This window comes from Affinundibacterium baiyunense, from assembly GCF_018139645.1.
In the GTDB taxonomy this organism is placed as follows: domain Bacteria; phylum Pseudomonadota; class Gammaproteobacteria; order Burkholderiales; family Burkholderiaceae_D; genus Undibacterium; species Undibacterium baiyunense.
The window spans coordinates 85,512-106,662 of record NZ_JAGSPM010000005.1 but is presented as its reverse complement, the minus strand read 5'-3'; the positions used below and the strand labels follow the sequence as shown (position 1 = coordinate 106,662).

The window sequence follows — 21,151 nt, the reverse complement described above, 5'->3', positions numbered from 1 at the left end:
AAATCATTTCGTCAAATCGTCAATCCCAAACAAAGTTGTTCATCAAAAAGTGACGACCTTTTTCGTCGCTGCTTCAGGCACAACTGCTGCCAGTAATCGAAAAAATTAATTGTGCAACTTGTGTGTATGAGAAAAACAGAGATCCAAATTTTGGAAATATCAGGTTAAACCGAGGAACAGTAGGTCTACAAATGATCAATATCATCCCTAAATACTTCACATGATGAAGACGCATCTTTAGAATGAATTTGCAACATTTGGCTACACGTTCAACAGCAATCTCGCTCAACAAAGACACAACTAAGCTTCGAACTCGTTTATGTTATTACCTACAAAATTAATGTGAAGTCGAAAATGACGAACGACAAAAAAAGCATGTCAAACGACATGACAATTCAAGTCTAATTTTTTTGAACGTAAGCTACCTACAAAAAAATCGCTAGGATTAAGACTCTAGGTATGAGGATATTAAACAGAATAGGATGACCATCTTGCGGACGAGGCCCCTTATTGAAGCCTCGTTCAATCCTAGGTACGTTTATGCATTGATTCCGATTGAGAGCAAATGAAGTTATCTCATCAGAAGAAATGGTTGCACCACTTCATGCAACCACCTCAAAAACGACAGTTAAAATGGAAAATTTGAAAAACTATTGCCCAAGCTTTCTCGGCATAGGCGGAGCCACACGTAGTTTGATGTCGCGATAAGTTTTTAATCTTTCTGTCACGTCTTTAATCGCAGCATCTAATTGCGGGTCTCTACCTTGATTGACTTCGATAGGATCGAGATCAACGTCGATATCTGGGGCGACGCCTTCATTTTCTATACGCCACTCGTTATCTGGCGTAAAGAAGCGGAAGAATGGCACTACCAAATTACCTCCATCAATCAAATTCGGATTAGCAGAGATACCAATCAAACCACCCCAGGTGCGCTTGCCTATCAAGGTACCCAGCTTCATGCGTTTAAATGCATACGGCAAGAAATCACCACCCGAACCTGCGTCCTGATCAATCAACATCGCTTTAGGGCCATAAATCGCTGCGCCTGGTGTTTCATAGATCATGCCATCGCGATCTTTCCAACCCGCTAGATATTGTCGACTCAATACATCCGTAATGTAATTGGCAGCTTGCCCACCACCATTACGGCGTTCATCGACGATCAATGCGAATTTTTCGGCTTGCGCATAGAACATGCGATTAAAGTACTGGTAGCCCTCACCTCCGGTATTCGGTAGATACACATAAGCGACCTTGCCATCGGTTTTCTTTTGCACGTACTCACGATTTTTCTCTATCCAATGCCATTGACGTAGCTCGGCTTCGTTCGCAATGGGTTGCACCACCACTTGATGCGTCGTCTTGCTCGTCAAATCGCGCATGATGCTTAAGTTGACTTGCTTGCCGACTTTATTCTCTAACAAAGAGAACAAATTGGTTTTTGCGTCTATCGTTTTGCCATCAATCGCAACTAGGTAATCGCCCTCTTTTACATCCAAACCGGGGATGGCCAAAGGCGCAGGCGCAAACGGGCTCCAACGATCGCCTTTCAAAATCGATTTAATCCTGACATAGCCATTCTCAAAACTAAAATCAGCACCTAATAAGCCTACCGCAATAGGCGTTTCTTGATGGATATCACCACCACCGACACGGTTATGACCGACTTGTAATTCACCGATCATCTCGACCATCAAGTCATTCAAATCTTCACGGCGTTGTACATGCTTGAGCATAGGATGGTAACGTTTGTAAATCGCATCCCAATCGATGCCATGCAAATTAGCGTCGTAGAAAAACTCTTTCTGCATCCACCAAGTTTCATTAAAAATTTGCTCCCACTCTGCACGTGGATCAACTCGCATTCTTAAGCCACTCAGGTTGATTGGTTTAGGATCAATTTTTTCTGCAGCATCCGCAATTTCTAATTTGGCACCAGTCGATTGCAATAACAGTTTTTTGCCATCGGCACTTAAACTGTAATTCGCGATGCCCGCTTTAACTAATTTTGCTTTCTTATCTTCTGCATTAAAACGCATCAAGTTGGCGGTGTTGCCGCTGCGTTCCGCTGGAGGATCGTTGCTCACACCCGGTTGTGGACGCTCTAAGAAAAATAGACCTCCATCACTAGCCACTTGCAGCGATAAATTATTTCTTTCGGCAATCGGTAAGGCAACGATGCGTTGTTGGATTCCTGCCAAATCGATTTTTATAGCTTTGCTAGATTTAGCAACTTCATCTTTTTTGGCATCATCTTTCTTTGCGTCGTCTTTCTTCGCATTATCTTTACTTGAATCGCCATCCGACTTCATTTCTTTCTTCACTTCTTCGTCGCCCGACTTCGGCAGTAATGGTGACTTGCCATCTGCCGCCAATACCACAGCGTAAATGCCATTACGCAATGGCCGTTCTTGGCTCGACATATCAAGACCAACATGAGTAGGTCCAGCGTTGGTAGATGCAGTGAAGTAGAGATAATCCTTGGGAGCAAAGGCCGGGAAATCGGCATCGCTCAAACCATCAGTAATGGTGGTACTTTTTCCGGAAGTAAAATCATAGAGCTTGATTTGTGAAAAATGATTAGCACCCGCGACGGTGTAGGCTAACCAGCGGCTATCACTTGAAAAAGAAATATTGAAAGTCGAACGACGCGCACTCTCATCCAGTTTGGTAATTTTTCCTTGTGCGATATTCAATACAAACAATTGCAAATGATTGTCTTGAAAAACAATCATCTGACTGTTTGGCGACCAATCAAGCAAACTGAAGTAACCGGTTTTGCCTAATGAAAAGCTCTTGCTGGTGTCGCCGCCAGTTTGATCTTTGATCACGATCTTATGCTCAATACCCGCGTCTGAAATATAGGCAATACTTTTTCCATCCGGACTCCAACTCGCATCTTTTTCACGCACGCCGGCGGTCTCGGTCAGGTTACGCACCGAGCCATCTTTCACTGGCACCGTAAAAACTTCGCCACGTGCTGTTACCACAACACGTTTGCCGGTCGGCGACAAACTCGCCGAAGTCATATTGGCAGCCGCATCTTTCCACTGTGGTCGTAATTGATTTGCTTGTGCTGTCTGTGCACTAAGGTCGATAGTGAGGGTTTTAGTTTTGCCGCTTACTGTATCGAACTCTTTAAAAATGCCACCGACTTCATACACAATCGTTTTGTCATACGCACTCATACTACGAATGTCCCACACCATCTCTTTGCTTAGCTGCTTGACCAATTTACTTTTGCGGTTATAGCTGAATAGGTTGGCGGCACCATCATTTCTATCTGAAATAAAATAAACATCATCACCTATCCATACTGGTGATTTATCACTCGCATTTTCATGCGGAATTTTTTCTAGCTTTTTACCTGCAATATCAATCAACCAAATTGGTGGTGTGGTTCCACCACGATGCTGACGCCAGCCACTACTGCCAGCGTAGGCTTGCGGAAAAGGACGATAAGCCAACCACTTACCATCAGCGGACCAATTGCCTTCGAAAGCAATCGCATCCATCACTTTTTGCTCATGTCCACCTTCAACGCTCACTTCATATAAATGGGTACTTCTGCTAACGCTAATCTCGCGACCAGATGAGAATAAAATCCGTTTACTATCAGGGCTCCAACCAACCACAACATCAGCACCTGGATGCCAACTCAAACGACGCGCCTCGCCACCTTTGGCTGGCATCACATACACATCGGTATTGCGATCATAGGACGCTGAAAACGCTAGCCATTTACCGTCGGGAGAAAAAGTTGGCGCAAACTCTGCTGCTGGATGTTGTGTTAAGCGCGTAGGATTTTTCCCATCGCGATCGGCTAACCAAATGTCACCACCATAGACAAAAGCCAAATGATCGCGTGAGACGCTGGGTTGGCGTAATAATTGAGTGTCAGCAAATGCAGAAGCGCTCACAAAACAAGCGCCAAGCATCAAACTGATGGTCGTTTTTTTAATAATGGATACAGGCATTACAGTCTCCTCTTAAGATTAACTATTTGGTTTCGCTAGGATTCACTAAATAACTTCTATCAAACGCAACTTCTACTTTTTGACTCTACTTTTTGACTCTACATCCTGATTCTACTTTTACCATCACTTGTGTTTACTACAAATCTCATTCTCTTGATGAATTTGATATAACAACTAAGTTATTGCGATTTCACGCATTTTAGTAAAAGAAAATAGAGTTAGCCTACGCCATAAAGTTCATTTAAGTTCACTTCAGTTCTCTTCAGCTCACTTAATTGCAAATTGAACGTGTCATAATTAAAAGAAAACTACTTGACCAAGAATCACCGCTCAGGAAACAAGCATGTCACCTCATTCTCTTCATCAAACCTTGGCTAAACGTCTTAGCCGCGCATTCTTTCTTGTGTCGCTCTTAAGCCTCTCGTGTCACTTACCCAGTTTTGCACAAGACTCGCTGCCGACGAACGTCGATCAGCTAATTAAAAAAACAGGCCTCCAAGCTAGTCAATTGCACTTGCAAATCTTGCCCGCCCATGAAGGACAAGCGCTGTTGAGTCATCAAGCAGAAACATTGGTAAGTCCTGCATCAACCTTAAAAGTGCTGACTTCGTTCATTGCCTTGGACGAACTAGGTCCAAATTTTCGCTGGAAAACGCAAATCTATAGTGATGTGCCGATTAAAGCCGCACAACTGAAAGGAAACCTGTACTTGAAAGGTGGCGGCGACCCCAATTTTACCTGGGACAAATTAAGCCAAATGTTGAGAAACTTGCGCCAGCAAGGCTTACGCGAGATACAGGGAGATATTGTTTTGGATCGTAGCTATTTCCAGCCAAGTCGTCCGGAAATAAACGCCCCAGCCTTTGATGAAAATCCCGATGCTTATTACAATGTAATACCAGATGCATTACTCATCCACAGCAATATCAGTGCATTTAACCTCACATCAGATAACACGTCTATCGACATCAAACTGACGACGCCGCAAGACAATGTACGCTTGATCAATCAAATGAAATCTAGCAAAGCAGCTTGCAATCAATGGAAAAATGGCTGGCTCGCTCCTCAAATCAAGCTCTTAGAAAACCAGCAAATTGAACTCAACTTTCAAGGCAGCTTTCCAAAAAACTGTCAGGCCAATATCTACCTCAATCTATTAGAACGCAATCTTTATATTGGCACAGTCATACGCGCACTTTGGCGTGAACTAGGTGGAGAATGGCAAGGTAAAATCGTCGATGGCAATGTGCCAGCCAACGCCAAATTATTGCAGCAGAAAGACTCAGAAACATTGGCAGACACCTTACGTATCATTAACAAATTTTCTGATAATGCGATGACGCGCATTGCGTTTTTAACGCTGGGTGCAGAATCAACGCTGGCAAAAAACTTTGCGGATACTAATCAAGCCGCAAATGCTGTTGTTCGCGAATGGTTTGCCAAACATCGTATTCCAGATCAAGGCTTACTGATAGAAAACGGCTCGGGTTTGTCGCGCATAGACAGAATTTCCAGCGCTCAACTAGCGCAAATTTTGCGTGTGGCTGCCAACAGCAATTGGTACCCAGAATTTGCCAGCAGCTTACCAATCGTCGGCGTCGATGGCAGCATGCGTAATCGACTAAAAAATAGCAGCGCAGAGGCAAGAGCAAGAATCAAGACCGGCTATCTCAAAAATGTGATGGCCATTGCGGGCTATGTTCGTGACAAACAGCAGAAAGACTGGATAGTCGTTGCCATCATGAATACGGAAGAGACCGCAACTAGCAAAGCGAAAGCTGTGCTAGATGAAATTATCGCTTGGCTAGCAAGTGGCAGAGAATAAAGCGCGTCTTGCGATCTTACAATGACGCGCCGCCGTTATTGCAAGACTGCATTCGAAGCAAAATTCTTATCAGAAACGATCACCACTGATCAGCTTATTTGCGCTTTTATACCTCAAAAAATGCAGTTGATCTGATTTTGGTTTTAGCGACGAATAATCTATCGTACAGTCTGGTCTAACAACCATCTTTGAGGAAACGCGATGTTGGGATTTTTAATTTGGATTGTGGTTTTTATTTTGTGCTGGCCCTTGGCCTTGCTAGCATTGGTGCTGTATCCACTGGTATGGCTAATTCTGCTGCCGTTCCGTTTAATCGGTATCACAGTCGATGCGGTGTTTGAGTTACTGCGCGCCATTTTGCTTTTGCCTGCGCGCTTGTTGGGATTCAAACCCAATTAGACGGTTGCGGAGTTCGCCTCAAGTAAGGCATCGACACTGTTGCCATGTGTAATATCAGTGTTGATGTCAACATTGATGTAAACGCTGATCTAAACCGCTTGCTTTTATGAATGTGCGGAGTTGAAGGACTCTTGCAGCTCTTCGCTCCAATCTTCCGCATCTTCTGCACTAATACCAAGATACTGACAAACCATTTCACCACCCTTATACCACTCGGCGGGACGCTCTTGTCCTTCATATTTTTGAATCGCATACTCTGCCAAAGCACACAAGGCGATTAAGCCACGCACGCTATCATCGGTGGCGGTATCTTCTAAAGTTTTGTAATCATGATGCAGCAAAATCGCAGTTGAGACTTGCTCAGGCAAACCCCAAGTACGCGCCATCAAAGAGCCAATCGAGGCATGATTCGTGATGTGGTGTTGATCTTCAACTGCGGTTAACGGCAAATCGAATTCGCTATTGGCTTTCTTCCAAGTCTCTGCATACTCAGGAAAACGCTCCATCAAAATAGGCACACCGATATCGCAAAATAAACCAAAGGTGTGCGCCACATCAGCCGAACAAACAGAAGTACGTCGCACCATGGCACTTAATGCTTGAGCGCGTTTACTAGAGAAATCCCAAAACTTACCCATAGAACTCGCACCACTACTAATCGACTGACGAGCAATGATCCCCGTCATCAAAATACCGGTTTGTGTCGTACCAATCAAACTGACTGCATGATCAACTGATTGGGCTTTTAGACGCAAGCCAAAGAACGGGGAGTTTGTTAATTTGAGAAGAGACGCTGCCAAGGCAACATCGTTAGCGATGATTTTTGCCATGCCTTTGGCGCTTGGCTCATCTTTGTTTAACTCCTTTTGCAAATCAACCAACAAGCTTGGACGTGGCGGAATGCGGATCGTTTTTAATAAATTATCGACCGCTTGTTTGTCGTTGACCACCGGTTGAATTTGTTGATTCATTTTTTTGTAAGAGTTTTTTTAAATTATCGCAGGGACAGCAGGTGCACAGTATTAGACATTATTTCCACTTGGAAATCAATTCTAAGCATGTTCTAAATCATAAGAAAATTACTTAATTGGTATGGCAATTTTTCTATCCACCGGCACCGCAGTCACACTATTTTGCGGAGAACCCTCAATCAATTTATCGGAATAGGTCAAATACACAAGACTATTGCGCTGCACATCCACCATACGCACGATACGTAATTTTTTAAATAAGATCGACAAGCTTTGATTAAAAACTTCTTCTTGTTGATTTAAAGGCTTGTCAAAACTAATCGGTCCGACTTGATGGCAAGATATTGACGCCTCGGCTTTATCTTCGGCTAAGCCTAAACCACCTTTAATGCCGCCAGTCTTAGCACGTGACACATAACAAGTCACCCCTTTCACTTTAGGGTCATCATAAGCTTCCACCACTATCTTATGATCGGGACCAATAAACTTGAATACCGTATCGACACTGCCAATTTTTTGCGCGTGTGCGAAGCCGCTGATACACGTGAAGGTGAATGCAGTCACGAGCACGGCGGTCATACTCGTTTTTAAAGTGGCCGTATATTTTTGCAACATATTCATCCCCCATCTATAAACAAAACTAAGTGAATTAATTAACTCAACATACATCGATCTTTTCATCCAAAAACAGCGAACAAATGTGCATGAGTCTAAACTTGTGTAGAACAAACTCTAGCGATATTAGTTCAATCTACAAAATGAAGTTCGAGTTTATCACTGCGCAACACAAAGTCTGCGTAGCATCAACACCACTTCAAATGTTTCCTGCTACAATGCCGCCCATGCTGACATTTTCTCTATTCCAACGCTTACGTCGCGCCAACAAGCTCGTGATCGCTGTGTTATTCCTTTACGGATTAACGCTGAGCGTTGCGATGGCTGCACCTGTGTTTAGTGGAAAAGGTATCAGCATGATTTGTACCAGCACGGGAATCAAATTCGTCAACGAGTCTGGCAAGATTGTTGAAGGCAAGACGACGACACACAGCTTAGAGTGTTCGTTTTGTATGCCCACCGCCATCGCACCAGATGTCCCGATACCTGAAGTTTGCCCACCAGTTCACGCTTTATCTTATGCAACGCAATCGATTCCTGCCGCTCGTCTAGCGGCCATCGTTGCGGCTCCCCTACCCGCCCGCGGGCCACCAGTTCTCACTTAATTCAATCTGACAATTCTTCATTGTAAGTGCATCGAGCTATGCACTGAAATGGGATTGCACATGTCGCGAACTTAGCTTGGCTTTGATGAATTCCATCGCCAATTCGCTAGTTCACCCATTGAATTAAGCTGTGGCTGATGCAACTGACTTCATGCCGCAGGATTTGAAGCTAACGTGTATGAAAACCATTTTACGTCCAGCAGTGATTGCTTGCGCGATCGCTGCCGCCTTTCCTTGTTTATCACAATCGACTTTTGCCAACGAACTAAGCAAGCTGAGCGCCCATCAACCAACAGAAGATAAAGCGAGCGTTGATCGTGTCGTCATCAAGGGCGATAAACCAACTAGTTTGCCAACAGAAATCCCCACCACGATCGAAGGGATTAATGCAAAAGATATCGAGAAAACCATCAACGCGATTGATGCCGAAGATGCACTCAAATATCTACCAAGCTTGTTAGTGCGCAAGCGCTATGTCGGTGATTTCAACCACGCGGTATTAGCAACACGTGCATCGGGCACTGGTAATAGTGCGCGCTCTATCGTGTATGCAGATGGCATTCTTTTATCCAATTTGTTAGGTAATGGCGCTACTTTCACACCGCGCTGGGGCTTAGTTACACCAGAAGAAATCCAACGTGTTGATGTTTTGTACGGGCCATTTTCTGCTGCCTATTCAGGAAACTCAGTTGGAGCGGTAGTTGATTACGTCACTCGCATGCCAGAAAAATTTGAAGCCCATGCCAAGCTAGTTGGCTTCTCCGAGAACTTTCAAGAATACGGTACCGACAAAAAATTTAGCGGCAAACAACTAAGTGGCAGCGTTGGTGATAAACAAGGTGCCTTCTCTTGGTGGGTGAATATCAATCGTTTAGATAGCGATGGTCATCCTATTGCATTCACCAATAAACTGGTTTCTGCTGGCGTCACAGGTAACGCTGGAAAAGCTGTAACAGGTGCAATTGCCGGCAAAAATCCACAGGGCCAAGATTGGTGGTTGATGGCAGCAACTGGGCAATATCACACCATACAAGATCACGCCAAGGTCAAACTAGCTTATGACATCACACCAACCCTAAGAGCAAGTTATACCTTCGGTGTTTGGCGCAATGATATGAATAGCTCGGTTGAAAGCTATTTACGCGATGCAGCTGGCAACACGGTATATAGCGGTGACGTAAACATCGCCGGAAAAAAATATACGATCAACCCTACCGATATGGCGAATAGCAAAAATCAGCTCGAACATATCACCCACGGATTGCACGTAAAAAGCAATACCAAAGGAACTTGGGATTGGGAACTTGCGGCGAGCCTGTATGACTACAACAAAGATATAGCACGTGCGCCCACCGTAGCAATTCCAAGCGCAGACGCGGGTGGTGCTGGTCGTGTCACTGATGGTAGCGGCACAGGTTGGAACACGCTCGCCTTAAAAGGCATCTGGCGCCCAAATGCCGAACACACCGCTGAATTTGGCTATCAACGCGAAGCGTACAAATTACGTACTTTAGTATCCGATACCACCGACTGGATCAACGGCGCAGCCAGCAAACGTTTCTCCGCTTTCCGTGGCGACTCTGAACTGAACAGCTTCTTCCTACAAGACGCATGGCGCATCAATGCGACATGGAAAACCATCCTTGGTGGTCGTTTTGAACAATGGTCTGCACATGATGGAGCCATCTCCAACGCCAGCACCACCCTAGCTTTTGGCACACGCGATGAGAACTACTTCTCACCCAAGGTCGCAGTAGCGTTCCGCGCAAGTGATGAACTCACCTTAAAAGCATCGCTAGGACGTGCAGTACGTATGCCAACGGTATCGGAACTTTATCAAGGAACAGTATCAACGCAAACCATCGTCAACAACGATCCTAATCTCAAGCCCGAAAAATCTTGGACTAGCGAATGGAGCGCAGAACAATCACTCAACGATGGCAAAGGTTTACTACGTGCGACCTTCTTCCATGAAGACACCGACGACGCCTTGTATTCACAAACCAATACCTTGGTCACACCAAACATTACGAATATTCAAAACGTCGACAAAATCCGCACCAATGGTTTAGAGCTGGCATATCAAAATAGTGACGTGATGATCAATGGTCTTGATCTAGCCGCTAGTGTGACGTATGCAGATTCAAAAATTGTTAAGAACGATAAGTTTCAGAAGAGTGTCGGCAAATGGCAGCCGCGTGTACCGCAATGGCGTGCGAATTTTGTCGCCAGCTATCGTGCCAACGAACAACTTACCACCACACTCGGCGTACGTTACAGTGGTCGTCAATACGGTTCCTTGGACAATAGCGACAGCAATGCTTTCACCTACTTCGGTTTTTCGAGTTTCTTGGTGGCGGATTTACGTATTCGCTACAAACTCGACAAGCAATGGAGTGGAGCAATTGGTATCGATAATCTGAACAACAAAAAGTATTGGGCATTCCACCCCTACACCCAGCGCAGTGTGGTAGCGGAATTAAAGTTTGATTATTAGTAGTACGTTAAAAAGTTTCCTCGCCCGTATGCGGGGCATAGTTAGGGTGAGAGAAGTTCGGAAATGACACGGTCGTTTTTGATGATCAAGAGATGACTTAGTTTAGATTTCTAAAATATTGTTTATCTAATCTGAACTACCCTCATCCCCAACCCTTCTCCCGCTTGCGGGAGAAGGGAGTTGCAAACCAAGTCGTTCAAAAAAATTGCGTATGACTTGAAAACTAGGTGAAGTAATTTGGGTAAAAGTCCCCTCTCCCGCTGGCGGGAGAGGGCTAGGGTGAGGGTGATTCAGAAATTGCACAGTCATTTGAATCCCTCTCTTCTTCAGCCAAACAACAGTTAAAAACGAATAGCAGATTTACCAAATCAAGATAAGGATTTTAAGATGGATTCAACTTCTAATTTATCCAAACAACGTAGGCAATTTCTGGCGATTAGCTTGGTATTGGGTCTATCTGCGTGCGACAAAAAAGCGTTCAAATTCAACAGCATCGACATCACAGGCGCTGATTATTGTCGCGACTTTGAACTCAATGACAGCGATGGCAAGCAGCGCCAACTGGCCGATTTTAAAGGGCGTTATGTCTTGGTTTTTTTCGGCTTTACGCAGTGTCCTGATATCTGCCCAACTGCACTCGCTCGCGCCGCAGCAGTCAAACAAAAACTCGGCAAAGACGGTGATCAATTACAAGTGATCTTCATCAGTATCGATCCAGAACGTGACACAGCGGATCTCATGCGCGCTTACACACAAAACTTTGACCCTAGTTTTATTGGCTTACGTGGTACTGCCGAACAGACAAAACAAGTTGCTGATGAATTTAAAGTCTTCTATGCTAAGGTCGCTACTGGTAGTAGTTACACCATGGATCACTCGACATTGAGCTATCTGTTCGACACCACAGGCAAAATCCGATTGGCGATGCGGCATGAACATAGCGCCGATCAATTCGCATCGGATATTCGTCAGTTAATGCAGCATGCCGCTTAGCTTTTTGCAGCAATCTAATGTAATCAACTTTATATTTTATGTAGTCCCCACCAACGAAAGGAAAGACCATGAAAAAAATCATCACTCCACTCTTCGCTGCCCTCAGTTTGTCTATCAGTGCTGCAGCATTCTCACAAGTTGCGGTAAAAGATCCTTGGGTGCGCGCCACTGTACCGCAACAAAAAGCCACTGGCGCATTTATGCAATTAACGGCAACTCAAGACCTGAAGCTGATCTCAGCGACATCTCCTGCTGCAAAAACCGTAGAAATTCACACGATGGAAATGGATAAAGACGTCATGAAAATGCGTCAAATCATGAGCTTAGATCTGCCAGCGGGTAAAGCAGTTGAACTAAAGCCAGGCAGCTACCACGTCATGCTGATGGGCTTGAATGCGCAAGTCAAAGAAGGCGATGTCGTGCCATTGACACTGACCATCGAAGGCAAAGACAAAAAAACACAAACGATCGAAGTTAAAGCAGTCGGCAAAGCGATGAATACAACGGCGCACAAGATGCAACATTAAGCATCTGATGTCGTTCAGATAAATCGAAAAATTTAAAGTGTCATCCCTGCGAAGGCAGGCTCATATTCCCTCTCCTGCAAGCGGGAGAGGGTTAGGGTGAGGGTGGTTCAGAAGTTGCATAGTAACTTTTAAGGCAAAGTAGTGCAGTAATCACTTTTTTTACTTAAATATTGCAAATCAAAGCAGAGACTGACTCATCCCCGCCCACGACGAAAGCGCTCAGGAGTAGGCCTTTCGTGTGAATGGCTTTACGCAAAAACAATGCTCAACTGAACAGCGCGAACACCAAACAAGTCAAGCAAATAAGCAAAAAGCAGGAGGAAAAATGAAGTCCAATTTATCGATGTTTTTCAGCACGATGCGTTGTTTCAATGTCGCTGCGATTGTGGCATTGGCGATCTGGCACGGTTATGCCTTTTATCTGAATCAAGCGATACAGAGAACACCGCCGACACCAGTCATTGAACTGAAGCTGATAAGTCCAGCAAGTCAGCAAACACAACACCACGCAACACAAGCAAACAATGCCATCCATCGCGCAATCTAAAACAACATCATGAAAAACCTGTTATTACCTCTCTGCTTATTCACTTTCACTAGCATCGCCAACGCCCACGTCACACTAGAGCAAGCAAAAGCCAAAGCAGGCAGCTATCACAAGCTCACATTCAAAATCGGCCACGGCTGCGAAGGTAGTACCACGCATACCGTCAAAATCAGTTTGCCAGAAGCCGCAACAGGCGCAAAGCCCATGCTCAAACCTGGCTGGAAAATTGACACAGTCAGCAAAACGCTGAGCAAACCTTATGAATCGCATGGCAAAACCATCACCACTGGGGTGCGCGAAGTGACGTGGAGCGGCGGCCAATTGCCCGATGCGTATTACGACGAATTCTCAATCCAAGTCAAACTCAGCGATGAAGTCGGCAAGCAGTATTTTAAAGTTACGCAATTATGCGAAAAAGGTCGCCTCGATTGGATAGAAATCCCCACTGAAGGACAAAGCAGCAAAGCACTCAAATCACCCGCGCCCGTGCTCGAAGTCGAAGCCCCAAACGATATCGCACCGCATCACTAAGCGATGGCGATAGGTGTAGTATAAAGTTCGCGGAATTTAATTCAAAGGCGATTTCCTACATCGATTTGTCTATTGCGTCTTTTTTAGGTCTGAATAAGAAATCGCACGGCAACAAAGAAATTTGCTTGTTTGACGCCAATTCATAATTTGCTAGGATCATTCTCTTTATCGCCGACACTTTTCATCGCTATTTTTGTACGATGACAATTACCGATAATTAGAGAAAATAGAGAAAAAATAGTAGTTATGCGGATTTAAGATGGGTTGTATGAGGCGTATTATGCATCGTCACCTGAAATTTTAGGCGACATTGTTACGACTACATCTAGTTGGGCATCATGACAACGATTCCGAATGCACAAAACATGAATCAGAATAAACTACAAGGCGCTGCTACCGAGCATATTGCTGCTGAAATGGTGAGGGTAGATGCTGGCACAATCACACTGAAAGATGAGGGAACAGATCGCTTTTGGACAGTCCATCTGCTGCCCTACCTCATAAGCAAGTTTGTCGTCACTCAAGAGCAGTACTTCCACTTCATAGCCAGAGATCAAGTCGTTAACATTAACGACCGGAATAAACCTATCGTCGATATTTCTTGGATCGATGCTATTCACTTCTGCAACCAACTCTCCCAACAGGCTGGTTTACCAAAATGCTATTCGTTTGACACTGCCGGTGAAGTGTCGTGCGACTGGAAACTAGATGGCTACAGGCTACCTTCAGAAGCTGAATGGGAGTACGCCTGCAGAGCAGGTAGTACTGAGGTCAGATACGGCGAACTAAGTGAGATTGCTTGGTACCGCGATAACTCAGGCCAATATCTGCATGAGGTCGGAACAAAGAAGTCAAATAACTGGGGTCTCTACGACATGATTGGCAATGTTTGGGAATGGTGCTGGGATATTTACGACGCAAAGGTCTATGGCTCTTACCGAGTCTTCCGTGGTGGCGGTTGGTTCGACTCTCCGCGAGGTTGTCGTGCGTCGTGCCGCCGAAAGAGCCACCCCACTTTCCACGTAGATGACCTAGGATTTCGACTCGCTCGGACCGCTAAATAATCCCTGAACAGTTACAATCTCACCTGCCCTTGATGAGTTCACATTTACAACTTATTTCGCCATCCACAAACCGCTATACTAGGCCTTTATCATTTAAATATTGGCTCAAAAGCATGATCAACACATTCAATATCCCTGAGCATTTACATGAAAGACTTCGTTCTGAATTAAACGCAGGCGAGTTTATCACCTGGGCTGGCCAACCGATTCCAAGCTCTTATATGAAATCTGGTATGAAATTGTGGTTCTTCTTTATACCTTGGACGGCTTTTTCTATATTTTGGATCGCTGGCGCATCAGGCTTTGAAATCCCTAGCTTTGAAGAAGGCTGGAGTCTATTTCCACTTTTTGGATTGCCGTTTCTTCTGATTGGCATCATTGGTCTTAGCTCGCCATTTAGATTGAAAAAGAATGCACTTTCAATTGTCTATGCATTGACAGATCAACGTGCGATAACTATATCCGGCATCAAGACAATCACCATCAAATCCATACCGTTGAATCAAATCAAAAACATCGAGCGCATTCAACATGCAAATGGCTCTGGTGATTTAGTTCTACAAACAAGAACCTATCTAGATAACGATGGCGATCGGAGTACAGAAAAATTTGGCTTCTTTGCGATTGATAATGTCAAAAAAGTGCAGACCGAAATTGAGCAGCTACTTAAGTCACAAAGTTAGTTAGTATCTTTTTTACGAGCTTGTCCCATGAAACCCTTCATCAAATCACTCATACTATCCCTTTCCTGTATCGCGATTGCTCTGGCTAGCCTATCAGCACATAGCTCATCATGGGAAGAAACCGATGGGCAGTTTTTTATCAATGGTGATTTGGCTGCGGTGAAGCGCATTTTATCTAAAGAAAAATACAGCGGCGATCAGCTTAGTTTGGCTTTTAATTTCGCTGCGTCTTCCGGCAATGTGGCATTAACGCAGTATCTAGATAGCCTTGGGTGGATTAAAGCCTGTAACAAGCTGCGCGATTGCAAACCGATGCAGTGGGCTAGCATGAACAATCCTAGACCGCAAATGGTGGAATGGCTGCTGAGCAAAGGATTTAAATCTGACGCAGAATCGCTCGAAGCAGCAGCCGTACTAAATTTGCCGCAAGACAGCACGGTCGCCAATAGCTTTGCTGTGGTCAAGCTACATTGCAACAATGACGTCAACCCACTCGTGAATACCAGCTATCATCACGAGGGGAAAAAAATTGTGCAGCCATCTGTTTTAGAAAGTCTTAGCGCGCGTTTGAATTCGCCAAGCCAAGATCAAGGCTATGCCTTGCTGCATGCGCGAGCACGTGCAGCGGAAGTAATCACCACTAGTTTTATGAAAGCCGGCTTATGTAAAAAAGGTGCAAAAAAATCGATGTGGTTCGATGACTACTTGAATCTCGTTACAGCAAGCCGCGCAGGCGACACCGATCTGAGCAAAGCAAATACCTACATTGCAGCCAACATCAGCAAGGAATGGCGTGCCATCGTCGAAAACTATCTGATGAACGAAGCCGTCGCGATTCAAGAGGCGACGCAAAGATTATCTATGTTGAACGCCTACAAAACAGCTAGTTGGTTAGAGCGCTGTCGTCAAAATCAACATTGCAGTGTCATTGACGTAGCTGCAGAAAGTGGCGCCGATAAAGCTACTTTCGACTTCTTAGTAAAAGAAGGCTACCCACTCGATAGCCCAAATGGATCAGGCGTAACACCACTCGCTTACGCCACCGCCAACGCACAACTTGGCGTGGTAAAAAACCTGTGTGAATCGGGCGCTGATTTTCGCAAGACAACCAAGATGGAAGTCTATGACCGTTCAATCATGAGCATCGCCCACAGAGCCTACAGCTACACTTGGTGCAGCGCACTCATTGACGCGCCTTTGCCTAAATCAGTAAAAGATGACATCCTAAATCGCTGCGCGTATGAAGGCGGCTCCATTGGCAGCCCGCAAACTGGCGTCAGTATTCCCGAATGCATGCCAGGTAAAACTTGCGTCGGCATCGCCTTTCCACCAAAAGGAAATGAAACACAAATAAGAAACCTCAAAGCGCTCGCCGATATCTTTGATTATTACAAGAGCGGTCAATGTAAGGCTCCAAACAAAGCATTAAGTTGTAACGCCAACACCAAGCCGTATGCAGTATTGATCGCTGACAAAGTGCAACTGCGGAGCGAAGCCGATGCTAATAGTAACAAGATCGACACGCTGCCGTTTGGCACTATGTTTGAGGTTGTCGACAGTAATCGCCCTTGCGAAACGATCGCGACCCGCGAAGGGCGTTGGATCAAGGTGAAGGTATACTCCATTCCTCTGCGTTCAAGAGAAGAGTACATCAATATGCAAGGATGGATTTTTGATAGTTATGTCGATTACGTGCCGACTTTGGAGCCTTGATTTTCCATTGCTTGTATTCTAGCCTGACTCTGCGCTCAAGGAAGTCACTAGTAAGCTTTTACATATTGAGATGATTTGTTCGGCACAAATCCAATGATGAAAACTGTTTGCTTGACTCTGCCAAATGCATTAATAAAATAACTATTCTTTAATAACTCTTTTAATCCGCGTGTAATTTACGAAAATTGGAAAACGCATGAAATACTTTACGACCGAGTGGTGGACTAATGGCGGTGAAAACTCAGAGGCGCTCTTTCAACAATATAGCTCCTACCTAACATCTGTTTACTCTCGGCTGCCGAGCGAACTTGTTGCCTTTGATGACGAGCACACACTTCACGATTCGGAAGTCAAAAGTATCGTTTGTGATTTTGAAGCAAAAACTGTGGCAATAATACTGAATGGATGGAACCAACAGTTTGACTGTGCTATAAGGTACACAATTCGCTTTTCCGGCGTCACGGACTTCGATCAAAGCTTACCGCAACAGGAAGATGTTGAAGCAGAACTTGGGGACTTCGGCTATTGGGAGTTCGAAGCGCTTGATTCAGCGACAGAGGTAAGAATGCTATTTGTTTCTTCTGCCGAGTTTCGTATTGTGTTTACTGGTTTTACCTTTGAGCATGCGCGCCGTGATGTATAACGCAACACTAACTTTCGCTGACTCCCATCCCTGAGACGTGTTATCAGTGAGCACTCAGTATCACGCAATAAACCAACCACAACGGAGAACATCTTTGCCTACCGATATCAAAAGAGCTGCAATCGCGCTCATCGTTTCATGTATATCTACCCTGCTTGGAGTTTACTTTGATGGACTTGATTTTGAAGAGATAGGCTTTCATGATCCCTTTACTTTAGGTATCAATATCATCTGGACGCTTATCATTGCTTGGATTATCTGGGATTTGTTTAGTGGGAAAGATATTAAGCTCACACTTGTTCTGGTGGGAATCATTATGCTTGCTTCACTTGGATGGGACATCGTAGAGATCGGCTTTGGTTTTGCGCAGCTTTTCTATGTGCTCGAATTGTTGATGTTTGTCGCCGCCTATTTCTTCGTTAGTACCAAGGAAAGCAAGTCGTGGTATTTGGAAAAAAATTCCTAGGAACTCACCCTTTACGACTTCACATCATTGGCAGCAAGCAACACAAAGTTATCAAGAAGCAGTCAATTTAAACAAGCCTTAACCATATTCCAACCCATGCTCAAAAAACTCGTCAATTATTTCTTGCAAGGCTTACTGTTTATCTCGCCATTGGCCTTAACTGCCTACATTCTCTTGCTTTCATTTGAATTTACGGATGGTTTGTTGAGAGAGAGCTTGGTCGTGTTGATTGGCCATGACATTCCTGGCTTGGGCTTAATGATTATTGTCGTGCTGTTGATTTGCGTAGGCTATTTTGGGCAAACTTTCATCGCGCAGCCAATCAAGCGTTTGATCAGAAATTCAATTCAGAACATTCCTGTTCTAAATGAAATCTACTCCTCATTGAACGATCTCTTTTCCGCTTTTGTTGGCGACGAAAAGAAATTTAATCGCCCGGTTTTGGTGCTCATCAACCCCGAAGCAAAGCTAGAGAAATTGGGCTTCTTGACGGAGGAAGATTTATCTATTTTGGGTTTAGAAGATAAAGTAGCCGTGTATTTTCCGCACTCCTACAACTTCTCTGGTGAACTCTATATTGTCCCTAGCAGTCAGGTAAGAGCCATCGATATTAGTCCGACTAATGTGATGAAATTTATAGTGTCTGGTGGAGTGTCGCAGCTAGAAAATAAGCAAATCGATTAGAACTTAAACACAGCTAATCGAGCCAACTGCGCTTTTCAGATTGAGTAGTTTCTCGATTTTGAAACCACATAGTGTGGAGGAATCAAAAGATCAATAAGCTCTGATTCCTCCACCACGCCTTAGTCGCCCAATTCAACTTTCATTTTCAATCCATCTACCTAGACCGTATCATTGATTAGAACTTTTCCCAATTCCTATTGCGGTCTAGCAAACTTTGGATTTTTCAAGAAGTTTTCGTCGGTCAAGGTTCCCAAAAAATTCACTAAATCAATCTTGTCTTGCTCGCTCAAATTGATCCGCGTAATCAAATCACTTTTATAGGGATTTAGCCTGCCATCGCCAGCATGTTGGCCGCTAGTAATATGGCGTCCACCTGCCGCATAAAAGTCCAATACTTCTTTCAAACTGGCGATAGAACCGTCGTGCATATACGGTCCAGTGACTGCGACATTACGTAAACTTGGTGCGCGGAACGCGCCCATGTCTTGTGGCTTTGAAGTGAATTCAAAGAGGCCGCGATTCGGGAAAGGAAATCCACCTTTGCCATCAATGTTGTATAGACCGGTATTGTGGAATGGCGTTTCGACGGGACTTAGTCCAACGAACTTAGGTTGATCGTTAAAATTGAAACTTCCATGGCAATGGAAACATTCTGCGGTTTCGCCCATAAACAAATTCATACCGCGAATTTCAGATTCGCTAAACGTCACCTGCTTGCGCAAAAACTGGTCATATTTCGACTCGTTCGAAATTAAGGTACGTTGAAAACTAGCGATTGCAGCGATGATATTGGTGAAACTGATTGGATCACTATCTTTGGGAAACGCCGCTTTGAATAGGTTAACCACAGCAAAATCTGTTTTGAATCGGTTTAGTACCTCTGCTTTGTTACTGTCCTTAATCCCCATTTCGACAGGATTGTCACCAAACATCGGTACTTCCATTTGCCGCTCTAGCTCTGTAAGAGCAGGATTAGCCCAAGTCAAGGTCGCGTTGTAGACCACATTCGCCAAACCTTGTGAATTGCGCGGATGAATTTCGCCCGTAGAGCCTATTGCAAGCGGTTTGCCATCTGTAAATGCTTTGTCTTGGTGGTGACAAGACGCGCAGGATTGTGTTCCGTTTCCGGATAGACGTTGGTCATAAAATAATTGGCGCCCTAAGGCAATTTTCTCATCGCTCAAAGGATTGGATGCAGGTATCACAGGCGCTGGAAATCCGTTCAATGCTGGCGTTGTAGGAGTTGCATGCGAATGCGTTGCGGAGGGGCCACCTCCACCACTACCGCCCGCTCCGCATGCAGTTACCAGAAAACCGGTAACTGCGATACTACTCAGAGCAGCGATAAATCTTCGGCTAAGTTGATTGTTCACTGATTTATATACTTACTTTTTTGATAGAAGTCATTACTTACTACGAGCGAGGAAGATCGATTGCACACCCGCTGAAGTCGTCGCGCCTGTCGCTAGATTAATTTTCAAGTTCTCGAATATCGCTTTGCAATCAGTATCAGTCGCACCAGACATGCAGCCTGTTGCACCAGCTAAATCAGTAGTCAAATCACTACCAGCAAATAAGGCATTTAAATCTAGAGAGATTTTTTGTGTGTTGTAATCAAAACTCGCCAACTTGACTAACATGCGATTGGAATTAGTGCAGCTGTATGTACCTGTGGTGGCATTGGTTGTACAACCACCCGAACCCAAATGCACATTCCATGTATTGGCCTTGTTGGTGGTTGTCGTTGGAGGAGTTGTCGTTGTATTGGTTCGAACTACGTCCACGCCACCGACAGGATTAACTTCTAACTTCATGAACTTGCGGCCTGATGTCCAACTCCACGCCATTGCCTGCACGTTCAAAGGTTTTGCGGCAGCGGCATAGTCTGTGTGATTTAACTCGGTTGGCACACCAATTTCGTAAGAAATACCTTTATAGGCCGCACCAGGCACTGTACCTGTGATGACAGCATTCGTTGGCAAAGTAACGCCACCACATGCCACACTGCTACCATCAACGAAACTAATTAGACTCACTTTATCGTTTTGCCAATCATTGGCTGTTAATGTCACTGGTACTGCTTTGTCATTCGCATCAATCAGATTGACGTTCGAAACATAAAAGCGCGCATCTTTTAACTCTGCAGTGGTCGCTTTACTGCCAAGACTGGTGATCGCTGTGCCGCATTTCACCGCGCTACCATTCGCCAACAAATCAAAATTGATGCTAACTTGCATTGTCGCTGGATAAGTTGGTGCTGTTGGTGCCGCCGGGCTACTAGAGCCTCCACAAGCAGCCAAGCTGATGCTTGCTGCGATTGTCATTAACGTTGTTAAGTTAAATGTAGAAGTAGCTTTCATTGTCTATCCTAAAAAAAGTAAAAAAGTAAAAAAAGTGGAAAATTGAGA

General features: G+C 44.7%; 19 protein-coding genes. 14 read left to right on the top strand and 5 right to left on the bottom strand.

The features are described from left to right. Nucleotides 1–650: 650 nt before the first annotated feature. The gene (locus tag KDM92_RS09760) at nt 651–3,980 is read right to left on the bottom strand and encodes a S41 family peptidase (RefSeq protein WP_212684167.1); all 3,330 of its coding nucleotides are present in this window, start codon (nt 3,978–3,980) and stop codon (nt 651–653) included. 343 nt (nt 3,981–4,323) lie between these two features. On the opposite strand from KDM92_RS09760, the gene dacB reads away from it, so the two are divergent. Both dacB and KDM92_RS09750 read left to right on the top strand, forming a co-directional pair. Then, the gene (gene dacB, locus KDM92_RS09755; RefSeq protein WP_212684166.1) at nt 4,324–5,805 is read left to right on the top strand and encodes a D-alanyl-D-alanine carboxypeptidase/D-alanyl-D-alanine endopeptidase; all 1,482 of its coding nucleotides are present in this window, start codon (nt 4,324–4,326) and stop codon (nt 5,803–5,805) included. A 201-nt stretch (nt 5,806–6,006) separates the two neighbouring features. Beyond that, the gene (locus KDM92_RS09750) at nt 6,007–6,204 is read left to right on the top strand and encodes a hypothetical protein (protein ID WP_189346429.1); all 198 of its coding nucleotides are present in this window, start codon (nt 6,007–6,009) and stop codon (nt 6,202–6,204) included. 104 nt (nt 6,205–6,308) lie between these two features. On the opposite strand, the gene KDM92_RS09745 is transcribed toward KDM92_RS09750, so the two are convergent. Both KDM92_RS09745 and KDM92_RS09740 read right to left on the bottom strand, forming a co-directional pair. Next, nucleotides 6,309–7,175 (bottom strand): HDOD domain-containing protein, encoded by an 867-nt coding sequence (locus KDM92_RS09745; protein ID WP_212684165.1) that lies wholly within the window; start codon nt 7,173–7,175, stop codon nt 6,309–6,311. A gap of 108 nt (nt 7,176–7,283) precedes the next feature. Further along, nucleotides 7,284–7,754 carry a CreA family protein gene (locus KDM92_RS09740; protein ID WP_212684344.1) on the bottom strand — a complete coding sequence of 157 codons (471 nt, stop codon included), beginning with the start codon at nt 7,752–7,754 and terminating at the stop codon, nt 7,284–7,286. A 263-nt stretch (nt 7,755–8,017) separates the two neighbouring features. On the opposite strand from KDM92_RS09740, the gene KDM92_RS09735 reads away from it, so the two are divergent. The 12 genes from KDM92_RS09735 (at nt 8,018) to KDM92_RS09680 (ending at nt 18,743) form a co-directional block, all read left to right on the top strand. Beyond that, nucleotides 8,018–8,395, top strand: coding sequence for a hypothetical protein (locus KDM92_RS09735; RefSeq protein ID WP_212684164.1), 378 nt, complete (start codon nt 8,018–8,020; stop codon nt 8,393–8,395). Nucleotides 8,396–8,573: 178 nt separating this feature from the next. Beyond that, a complete protein-coding gene (locus tag KDM92_RS09730) occupies nt 8,574–10,892 on the top strand; it encodes a TonB-dependent receptor (RefSeq protein ID WP_212684163.1) in 2,319 nt (772 codons plus the stop codon). 387 nt (nt 10,893–11,279) lie between these two features. After that, nucleotides 11,280–11,885 carry an SCO family protein gene (locus KDM92_RS09725; protein WP_212684162.1) on the top strand — a complete coding sequence of 202 codons (606 nt, stop codon included), beginning with the start codon at nt 11,280–11,282 and terminating at the stop codon, nt 11,883–11,885. Nucleotides 11,886–11,953: 68 nt separating this feature from the next. Continuing rightward, nucleotides 11,954–12,412, top strand: coding sequence for a copper chaperone PCu(A)C (locus KDM92_RS09720; protein WP_212684161.1), 459 nt, complete (start codon nt 11,954–11,956; stop codon nt 12,410–12,412). A gap of 325 nt (nt 12,413–12,737) precedes the next feature. After that, complete coding sequence (locus KDM92_RS09715) at nt 12,738–12,959, top strand: hypothetical protein (RefSeq protein ID WP_212684160.1); 222 nt, start codon at nt 12,738–12,740, stop codon at nt 12,957–12,959. A 9-nt stretch (nt 12,960–12,968) separates the two neighbouring features. Next, nucleotides 12,969–13,490, top strand: coding sequence for a YcnI family copper-binding membrane protein (locus KDM92_RS09710; RefSeq protein WP_212684159.1), 522 nt, complete (start codon nt 12,969–12,971; stop codon nt 13,488–13,490). Between the two features lie 338 nt (nt 13,491–13,828). Continuing rightward, entirely contained in the window at nt 13,829–14,554 is a 726-nt protein-coding gene (locus KDM92_RS09705; RefSeq protein WP_230408274.1) for a formylglycine-generating enzyme family protein, read from the top strand. 32 nt (nt 14,555–14,586) lie between these two features. After that, entirely contained in the window at nt 14,587–15,237 is a 651-nt protein-coding gene (locus tag KDM92_RS09700) for a YdbT family protein (protein ID WP_212684158.1), read from the top strand. A gap of 27 nt (nt 15,238–15,264) precedes the next feature. After that, nucleotides 15,265–16,950: an SH3 domain-containing protein gene (locus KDM92_RS09695; RefSeq protein WP_212684157.1), complete on the top strand. Its 1,686-nt coding sequence runs from the start codon at nt 15,265–15,267 to the stop codon at nt 16,948–16,950. A gap of 196 nt (nt 16,951–17,146) precedes the next feature. Then, nucleotides 17,147–17,593: a hypothetical protein gene (locus KDM92_RS09690; RefSeq protein ID WP_212684156.1), complete on the top strand. Its 447-nt coding sequence runs from the start codon at nt 17,147–17,149 to the stop codon at nt 17,591–17,593. A gap of 94 nt (nt 17,594–17,687) precedes the next feature. Next, nucleotides 17,688–18,059, top strand: a complete 372-nt coding sequence (locus KDM92_RS09685) for a hypothetical protein (protein ID WP_212684155.1) — start codon at nt 17,688–17,690, stop codon at nt 18,057–18,059. A 96-nt stretch (nt 18,060–18,155) separates the two neighbouring features. After that, nucleotides 18,156–18,743, top strand: coding sequence for a DUF502 domain-containing protein (locus KDM92_RS09680; protein ID WP_212684154.1), 588 nt, complete (start codon nt 18,156–18,158; stop codon nt 18,741–18,743). Between the two features lie 194 nt (nt 18,744–18,937). On the opposite strand, the gene KDM92_RS09675 is transcribed toward KDM92_RS09680, so the two are convergent. Both KDM92_RS09675 and KDM92_RS09670 read right to left on the bottom strand, forming a co-directional pair. Next, nucleotides 18,938–20,116, bottom strand: a complete 1,179-nt coding sequence (locus tag KDM92_RS09675) for a methanobactin export MATE transporter MbnM (protein ID WP_212684153.1) — start codon at nt 20,114–20,116, stop codon at nt 18,938–18,940. Nucleotides 20,117–20,149: 33 nt separating this feature from the next. Next, nucleotides 20,150–21,103, bottom strand: coding sequence for an MbnP family copper-binding protein (locus KDM92_RS09670; RefSeq protein WP_212684152.1), 954 nt, complete (start codon nt 21,101–21,103; stop codon nt 20,150–20,152). Between the last annotated feature and the right edge of the window lie 48 nt (nt 21,104–21,151).